Source organism: Microbacterium sp. Bi128 (genome assembly GCF_918698205.1).
Map to the genome: position 1 here is coordinate 1 of NZ_CAKKMM010000935.1, position 2028 is coordinate 2028.

Genomic DNA, 2028 nt, shown 5'->3' on the forward strand with positions numbered 1-2028 from the left:
CTGCAGACGGACCTGAAGAATGCCGGCGCGATCTGGACTGACGAGGAGGTCGTGGTGGACCAGGGCCTGGTGACCAGCCGCAGCCCACGTGACCTTCCGGCCTTCAACGCCAAACTCCTTGAGGAAATCGCCGAAGGCGAGCACGCAGGCCAGACGCCGTAGCCGCACTCCCGCCGCAGCGTCCGACGGCGGCACCGCCCGCAGTCGGACGCATTCGGCCGGCCGTTCACCTGCTTAGTCGCCGGCTGCCCGGTTCCGCGGCCGGACACCTACCCACGCTGTTGGTTTTGCGGCAGGATATGCCCTGTACCGTGCACCGTCGTCGTTGCCGCCCGGCCGGCGCCCCCAACAGCAAGGAGTTTCGGACATGACTACGCTCAATCCCTACCTCGGCTTCCGCGACAACGCGACAGACGCCATGACCTTCTACCAGTCGGTGTTCGGCGGGGAACTGACCATGAGTACCTTCGCCGAATACCACGCCAGCGAAGACCCGGCGGAGCAGGAGAAAATCATGCATGCCCAGCTCAGGACGGACGCCGGCATGGTGCTGATGGGCGCGGACACGCCCAACAGCATGGACTACACCCCGGGCAACAACTTTTCCGTGTCCCTGAGCGGATCCAACGAAGCTGAGCTCCGCGGCTACTTCGACAAGCTGGCCGATGGCGGCACAGTCGCCATGCCGCTGGAGAAGGCACCCTGGGGCGACGTCTTCGGCATGTGCAAGGACCGGTTTGGTGTGGACTGGCTGGTAAACGTAGGCTCCGAGCCCGCCTAAAACGGGCCCTCGGCCGCGCCGGCAGTAAGGGCTATCCTGAATGCAGCCAGGACAGTGCAAGCGCGAGTCCATCCCCTGGCCAAGGGAGCCATGCAATGACCGAGAAGCTGCACCTCAGCCCGGAAGATGACTTCCCGGAGGATCTCAGCAAGTTGCCGGACAAGGATCTTCAGGTCCTCGACAGCCAAGTCGAGCGCCAATTGGACTATGAGTACGGGGTGGAGGGCGAGCCGAATCCGGAGACGGAATTCCGGCACTATGACCTCGATGAGGAGTTCGAGGAGCGGGACAAACGGGACAACTGATCCGCCCGATCATCCTGAAGGGCCGGCCGCCCCGCACGGCGCCAGGGTTCTAGCCAGCAGGCTTACTAGACTGGGCTGACCACCCGGCGACGAAACGAGCACTTCATGACCCCGGCAGCTGCCACGCGGTCCCTCCTGTACCCGTGCTCCCCGCCGCGGTCGTTTACAGCATGACCGGTCCGGTCCGCTTGGAGATTTCAGCCGCGGGCCACGCCGGCCACGTCTTCGCCTCGCGCGAAATGGCCGGCGGGTCCGCGCCCGCCGTCGTGCTCATCCACGGAATCGGCGCGTCACACCGCTACCTGCGCCGGCTGCACCGGCTCCTGGCCGGGTCGATGGAGACCTACTCCATCGACCTGCCGGGATTCGGTGCCACCCCCAAGCCCGCGTACCAGCTGTCCATTGCCGACCACGCCCGTTACATCCTCGGCGCCATGGAACAGCTTGGCGTGGCGGAAATAGTGCTGGTGGGGCACTCAATGGGAACACAGATGGCTCTGGAAGCAGCCCTTCAGCAGCCGGAACAGATCTCGAATGTGGTGCTGATGGGTCCCGTGGTGGACCCCAGGCACGGATCCGTGGCACAGATGGGCCTGGCGCTGGGCTGTGACTGCCTGTTCTACGAGAGTCCCTCCTCGAACGCCTTGGTTTTCACCGACTACCTGCGTTGCGGACCGTCCTGGTACTTCAAGACCCTGCAGGTCATGATGGAGTACCCGATGGAACAGAAGATCGCCGGCGTCAGCGCACCGGTCCTCGTGGTGCGCGGCGCCAACGACCCCATCGCGGATGCAGACTGGTGCCGCCGGCTGGCCGGGCTCGCCAGCCGCGGGCGGCTGCTGGAAGTGCAGGGAACCGGGCATGTCGTCCAGCACAACCGGGCCCTCGAAGTGCGGGACGGCATTCTGGCGTTCACGGGCCTTGGCGCGGCGGCGGGCGAGC

General features: G+C 65.5%; 4 protein-coding genes. All 4 read left to right on the forward strand.

The annotated features are described in order from the left end of the window. Positions 1–162 (forward strand): DJ-1/PfpI family protein (locus tag LQV45_RS28195; RefSeq protein ID WP_230010238.1); only part of this gene is annotated, 162 nt, incomplete at its 5' end. Between the two features lie 205 nt (positions 163–367). Next, positions 368–781, forward strand: a complete 414-nt coding sequence (locus tag LQV45_RS28200) for a VOC family protein (RefSeq protein WP_230010231.1) — start codon at positions 368–370, stop codon at positions 779–781. Between the two features lie 95 nt (positions 782–876). Then, positions 877–1086, forward strand: coding sequence for a hypothetical protein (locus tag LQV45_RS28205; RefSeq protein WP_230010233.1), 210 nt, complete (start codon positions 877–879; stop codon positions 1084–1086). Positions 1087–1256: 170 nt separating this feature from the next. Continuing rightward, positions 1257–2028, forward strand: a 772-nt coding sequence (locus LQV45_RS28210; protein WP_230010235.1) for an alpha/beta fold hydrolase, incomplete at its 3' end; no start/stop codon positions are given.